The sequence below is a fragment of the Micromonospora tarensis genome (assembly GCF_016803395.1).
Lineage (GTDB): Bacteria > Actinomycetota > Actinomycetes > Mycobacteriales > Micromonosporaceae > Micromonospora > Micromonospora tarensis.
Genome location: NZ_JAEVHL010000368.1, coordinates 1 through 4,500, shown reverse-complemented (window position 1 = coordinate 4,500; position 4,500 = coordinate 1). Strand labels below are relative to the sequence as shown.

Annotated in this window: 6 protein-coding genes and 2 pseudogenes; 5 read left to right on the top strand and 3 right to left on the bottom strand. The window is 72.6% G+C overall.

Translation table 11 applies throughout. The features are described 5' to 3' along the window. The 3 genes and pseudogenes from JM949_RS33935 to JM949_RS33925 all read right to left on the bottom strand — a co-directional run. A pseudogene (locus JM949_RS33935) lies at positions 1-517 on the bottom strand (ATP-binding protein); the annotation flags it as partial. 70 nt (positions 518-587) lie between these two features. Then, positions 588-950 carry a hypothetical protein gene (locus JM949_RS33930; RefSeq protein WP_053654782.1) on the bottom strand — a complete coding sequence of 121 codons (363 nt, stop codon included), beginning with the start codon at positions 948-950 and terminating at the stop codon, positions 588-590. Positions 951-963: 13 nt separating this feature from the next. Further along, positions 964-1,278 (bottom strand): hypothetical protein, encoded by a 315-nt coding sequence (locus JM949_RS33925; protein ID WP_030327982.1) that lies wholly within the window; start codon positions 1,276-1,278, stop codon positions 964-966. A gap of 355 nt (positions 1,279-1,633) precedes the next feature. Between JM949_RS33925 and folP the strand changes: the two genes are divergently transcribed. The 5 genes and pseudogenes from folP to JM949_RS33900 form a co-directional block, all read left to right on the top strand. Next, positions 1,634-2,524, top strand: coding sequence for a dihydropteroate synthase (gene folP / locus JM949_RS33920; RefSeq protein ID WP_203152114.1), 891 nt, complete (start codon positions 1,634-1,636; stop codon positions 2,522-2,524). Continuing rightward, positions 2,524-2,892, top strand: coding sequence for a dihydroneopterin aldolase (folB, locus tag JM949_RS33915; protein ID WP_203152113.1), 369 nt, complete (start codon positions 2,524-2,526; stop codon positions 2,890-2,892). The genes folP and folB overlap by 1 nt, the downstream gene beginning before the upstream one ends. After that, positions 2,889-3,416 carry a 2-amino-4-hydroxy-6-hydroxymethyldihydropteridine diphosphokinase gene (gene folK / locus JM949_RS33910; protein ID WP_203152112.1) on the top strand — a complete coding sequence of 176 codons (528 nt, stop codon included), beginning with the start codon at positions 2,889-2,891 and terminating at the stop codon, positions 3,414-3,416. The genes folB and folK overlap by 4 nt, the downstream gene beginning before the upstream one ends. A gap of 19 nt (positions 3,417-3,435) precedes the next feature. Further along, the gene (locus tag JM949_RS33905; protein ID WP_203152111.1) at positions 3,436-3,972 is read left to right on the top strand and encodes a DUF3180 domain-containing protein; all 537 of its coding nucleotides are present in this window, start codon (positions 3,436-3,438) and stop codon (positions 3,970-3,972) included. A gap of 117 nt (positions 3,973-4,089) precedes the next feature. Then, positions 4,090-4,500, top strand: a pseudogene (locus JM949_RS33900) (ABC transporter permease); the annotation flags it as partial.

Sequence of the window (4,500 nt, the reverse complement as noted above, 5' to 3'; positions counted from 1 at the left end):
GGGGCGTCGAGCTGTCGGGTCGGGATTGGCGCAGCGGCGGCAGCCGGTCACCGGCCTGCTGGGGCAACCGGGACTCGCTGTGCGGGTGACCAGCGGCGCGCCGCTCGCCGGCGGAGGGCCGGTCGTCGGGCGTCCACTGTGGTTCCAGCTGCGGCGTCGCGCGGGTCACCGCCGGCGGGGGCTGATGCGGGATAGCCGGTTGCTCCCGGGTGCTCGGGCCGGCCGTGACGGCTCGGGCCGTGCTGGGCCGTGCCCCGCCGAACAGGTCCAGGAAGGGCGAGTCGATGTCGGCGTTCTCGCCGGCGGACACCGTGGTCGGCTCGGCGGGTGGCGTCCGGCGGGGAACCGGTCGGGGCGCCTGGAACACGCCTACCGCACCGTGGCCGGGCGACGTCACCAGTGCGGGGTCGAGCGCCACCTCATCCTCGTCCTCGGCGTAGTCGAACGAGTGTGCACGGTGACCAGTCGGCGCGGGTGGGCGGCCGGCCGGGGAACCCGGCGTGGAAGAGCGGCTCATGCGACCGCCTCAGCGACTGGCGGCAGACCAATGCCCGCGCCCTGCGACGGACCGATCGACGTACGCCCGGTCATGCCAGCTCCTCCCGAATCCTGATCCGGCTGCCGACCAGGCGCGGATCGCGCTGCTCGACCGCCGGCTCCCGGGTGCGTCGCCAGTCGGTCAACGCGGTGCGGATGACCACCCGCGCCGGCCGATCGGGGTCGACGTGCCGGAAGATGAACGACGTGGTCACGATGGCGAGCGCGATCTCCCAGGCCGGGAAGAGCTCGACCGTCAACGTGAACAGCCAGTGGATGAACATGTAGAGGGGGACCAGCAACATGAAGAGCCCGTACTGGGCGTACGGCAAATGGACCGGAAGGGTGTAGCCGGGCGGCCCGAGGTAGACCAGACGGGCCCGGTAGATGTCGTCGTCGGTGCGCAGCCGCATGTGGTGACCGCGCCTATTCGAAGATCAGGTCGATCAGGTAATCGCCGACGAAGAAGAGTGTTGCCGCGCCGGCGATGAAGGCGAGACCGACGATGGCGATCGCGGAGCTGGTCAGCACCTTGGAGATCTCGCCTCGGCTGGCCCGGCCGATGAAGATGACGCCCAGGACGGCGAGCAGGATCGGCGCGATCTTGCTGGCGAAGAAGGTGACCACACTGTTGGTGTCGATCCCCTTCGGTGCCGGCTCCGCGAGTGGAGCCGACGCCAGGGTGGAGAGCGCGTGGGCGACGCCGGACGACGCCGTCTCCATGAGCTCGAAGGCGATCACTGGAACCTCCCCATAGCGCGGCCGGCGGTGCCGCGGCGGTGCAATAGGCAAGCCTGGCGGGAAAAGTGCTCCACAGGGCATGGCGTTCTTGACCCTGTGTTCGTTACTCACCACGGAGGGTGGCAACATTTGGGCGGTTTTCCCCCGCTTCGGCCCTCCCTCCAAGCTTCGCCATCTCGATGCTGGGCAATTCCAAAGCGTACGGCCCGCCCCGGATTGCGACAAGCCGCGAAGGCGCTGCCCGATGCTGCCCGGATGACCGATCGTACACCTGTTCTAATTGGCATGTCAGGGGTGGTGGTGCGGGCCGACCCGGGCCGCCGGGCGCCGCTGCCGCGACCGGTACCGTCTAGCCGTGACCGATCTGGTGCGGGCTCCGGGCCCGGTGGTGATGGGCGTCCTCAACGTCACACCGGACTCCTTCTCCGACGGCGGACGGTACGCCGACCTGGACGCTGCCGTCGGACACGGCGTCCGTCTACGCGACGCCGGTGCGCACCTGGTCGACATCGGCGGCGAGTCGACCCGCCCAGGCGCGGAGCGGATCGACGCCGCGACCGAGATCGACCGGGTGCTGCCGGTGATCCGCGAGTTGACCGCGGCCGGCGTGGTGGTCAGCATCGACACCAGCCGCGCCCGGGTGGCGGAGGCCGCCCTCGCGGCCGGGGCGGCGGTGGTCAACGACGTCTCCGGCGGGCTGGCCGACCCGGACATGGCCCGGGTGGTCCGCGACGCGCGCTGCCCGTGGGTGCTGATGCACTGGCGTGGTCACTCCCGGGCGATGCGCGACCTGGCCGTCTACACCGACGTGGTGGCGGACGTCCGAGCCGAGCTGACCCAGCGGATCGACGCGGCGTTGGCCGCCGGGGTGGCCGCCGACCGCCTCGTCGTCGACCCCGGGCTCGGCTTCGCCAAGACCGCCGCGCACAACTGGGAACTGAGCGCCCGCCTGCCGGAGCTGCTGGACCTCGGGTACCCGTTGCTCTTCGGAGCCAGCCGAAAGTCGTACCTCGGGCGGTTGCTCGCCGCCCCCGACGGCACCCCCCGGCCGACCGCCCAGCGGGAGGCCGCCACCGTGGCGACCAGCGTGCTGGCGATCGCCGCGGGCGCCTGGGGGATACGCGTGCACGACGTGCGCGCCACCGTCGACGCGCTCGCGGTCTGGACCGCGACCGGCGGTCCACGCCTCGCCCGGCCGCCCCACGAGCAGGTCGCATCCCGCGATCACGAGCAGGAGATGCAGTGATGACGACGGATCGGATCCAGCTGACCGGCCTGCGGGCGCGCGGCCGGCACGGGGTGTACGACTTCGAACGTGAAAATGGGCAGGACTTCGTGGTCGACGCCGTTCTGGAGTTGGACCTCGCCCCGGCTGCCGCCAGCGACGACGTCGCCACCACAGTGCACTACGGCGAGCTGGCCGAACGCCTGGTCGCGGTGGTGACCGGCGAGCCGGTCAACCTGATCGAGACGCTGGCCGACCGGCTCCTCGCGGTCTGCCTCGCCGACGAACGGGTCGACACCGCCACGATCACCGTGCACAAACCGGAGGCGCCGGTGCCGCACACCTTCACCGACGTGGCCGTCACCATGACCCGGACGCGTGCCCGGTGACCCGGGCCGTCCTCTCGCTCGGCAGCAACCTGGGCGACCGCCTGGCACACCTGCGTACGGCGGTCGCCACCCTCGGCGACGCGGTGCGCGTTCTCTCCGGGGTGTACGAGACTCCACCGTGGGGCGACGCCGACCAGCCCGCGTACCTCAATGCGGTGGTGCTCGCCCAGGACGAGACCGCGACTCCGCGCGACTGGCTGGAGCGGGCCCGCGACGCGGAGCGTGCGGCCGGTCGGGTCCGTGACCCGCAGCGGCGGTTCGGGCCGCGCACCCTCGACGTGGACGTGATCGCGGTCTGGGGCGACGACGACGAGCCGGTGCTCAGCGACGAGGAGGAGCTGACCCTGCCGCACCCCCGGGCGCACCTGCGCGCCTTCGTGCTGCGTCCGTGGATCGACATCCAGCCGTACGGTCGGCTGCCCGGTCACGGCTGGCTGACCGACCTGCTGACCAGCGGCCCCGCGGCGGACGAGGCGTTGGAACTGCGTCCCCGGCCGGAGTTGGCGTTAGAGTCGACGGCATGACCGAGCGGAACCGGCCGGCATGACGCAGGCGAAGCCCCCACCCCGCGGGTCGGGCCCGGACGGGTCCCGGATGGGCCCCACCCGGATCTCGACGCTGGTCGTGGCCGGGTTGGCTGCTGCGGCGGTGGCCTGGCTGCTGATCAGCTCCCTCTACTACAGCGGCATTCCCCGGTTGCCCTGGCTGCCGGTGGTGACGCTGGCCGGGCTCGCCGTGCTGGAGGCGTACGCGGCGATCAACACCCGGGGTCGGATCGAGCGCAAGCCCGGCCGGGACCCGGTCAACCCGCTGATGGTTGCCCGCTTCGTGGTGCTGGCCAAGGCGTCGGCACTGGCGGCGGCGATCTTCGCCGGCTTCTACGCGGGGCTCACCGGCTGGCTCTTCGTCGAGACCACCCGCGCGGCCCTGGACGATCGACCGGCCGCAGGCGGGGGTCTGCTCGCCTCGCTGGCCCTGGTCGGGGCCGCGCTGTGGCTGGAGCGCTCCTGCCGGGTGCCGGAACGCCCGGAGGACGAGCGCGAGCAGGACCCGCGGGAGAGCCGCCCCGGCCAGCGCTGAGCAGGGGGTTACGCCCGGCTGCGGGCGCGGGTACGGTGCCTGCGATCGGAGAGCGAGGCCACCCAGGGTCCGTCCGCACGCTGGACCTGGACGGCCGGCCACTGGGGAGGCGGCGTGATGGGGTACGAAGAAGCGGGCCGGGACCGGTCTGCCGAACCCTCGTCGGGGGTGCCGGCCGCCGTTCTGGAGAACGTCTTCGACGATCCCACCCAGGGTGAACCCGGCCGGGATCGGGTCGGTGTGCATCTGGGCTGGGAGCTGCTGCTGCTGGTCGGGGTGGCGGCCGTGGGCTGGCTGCTGTGGCGGGAAGATCCGGCCGCGCTGCGCGACGGCAACCTGCGCACCCTGCTGATCGACGCGGTCGGGTTGGGGCTGCTCGCCCTGGCCGCCGGGCTGAGCCTGCGGACGGCCGCACCCAATCTGGCCGTCGGCCCGGTCGCGGTGGCGGCCGCCCTGCACTACGCCGAGCAGGGCGACCGGGGTCTGCCGGCGTCGGTCGGCCCGGCCGTGGCGGTCGCCGCCGGCGGG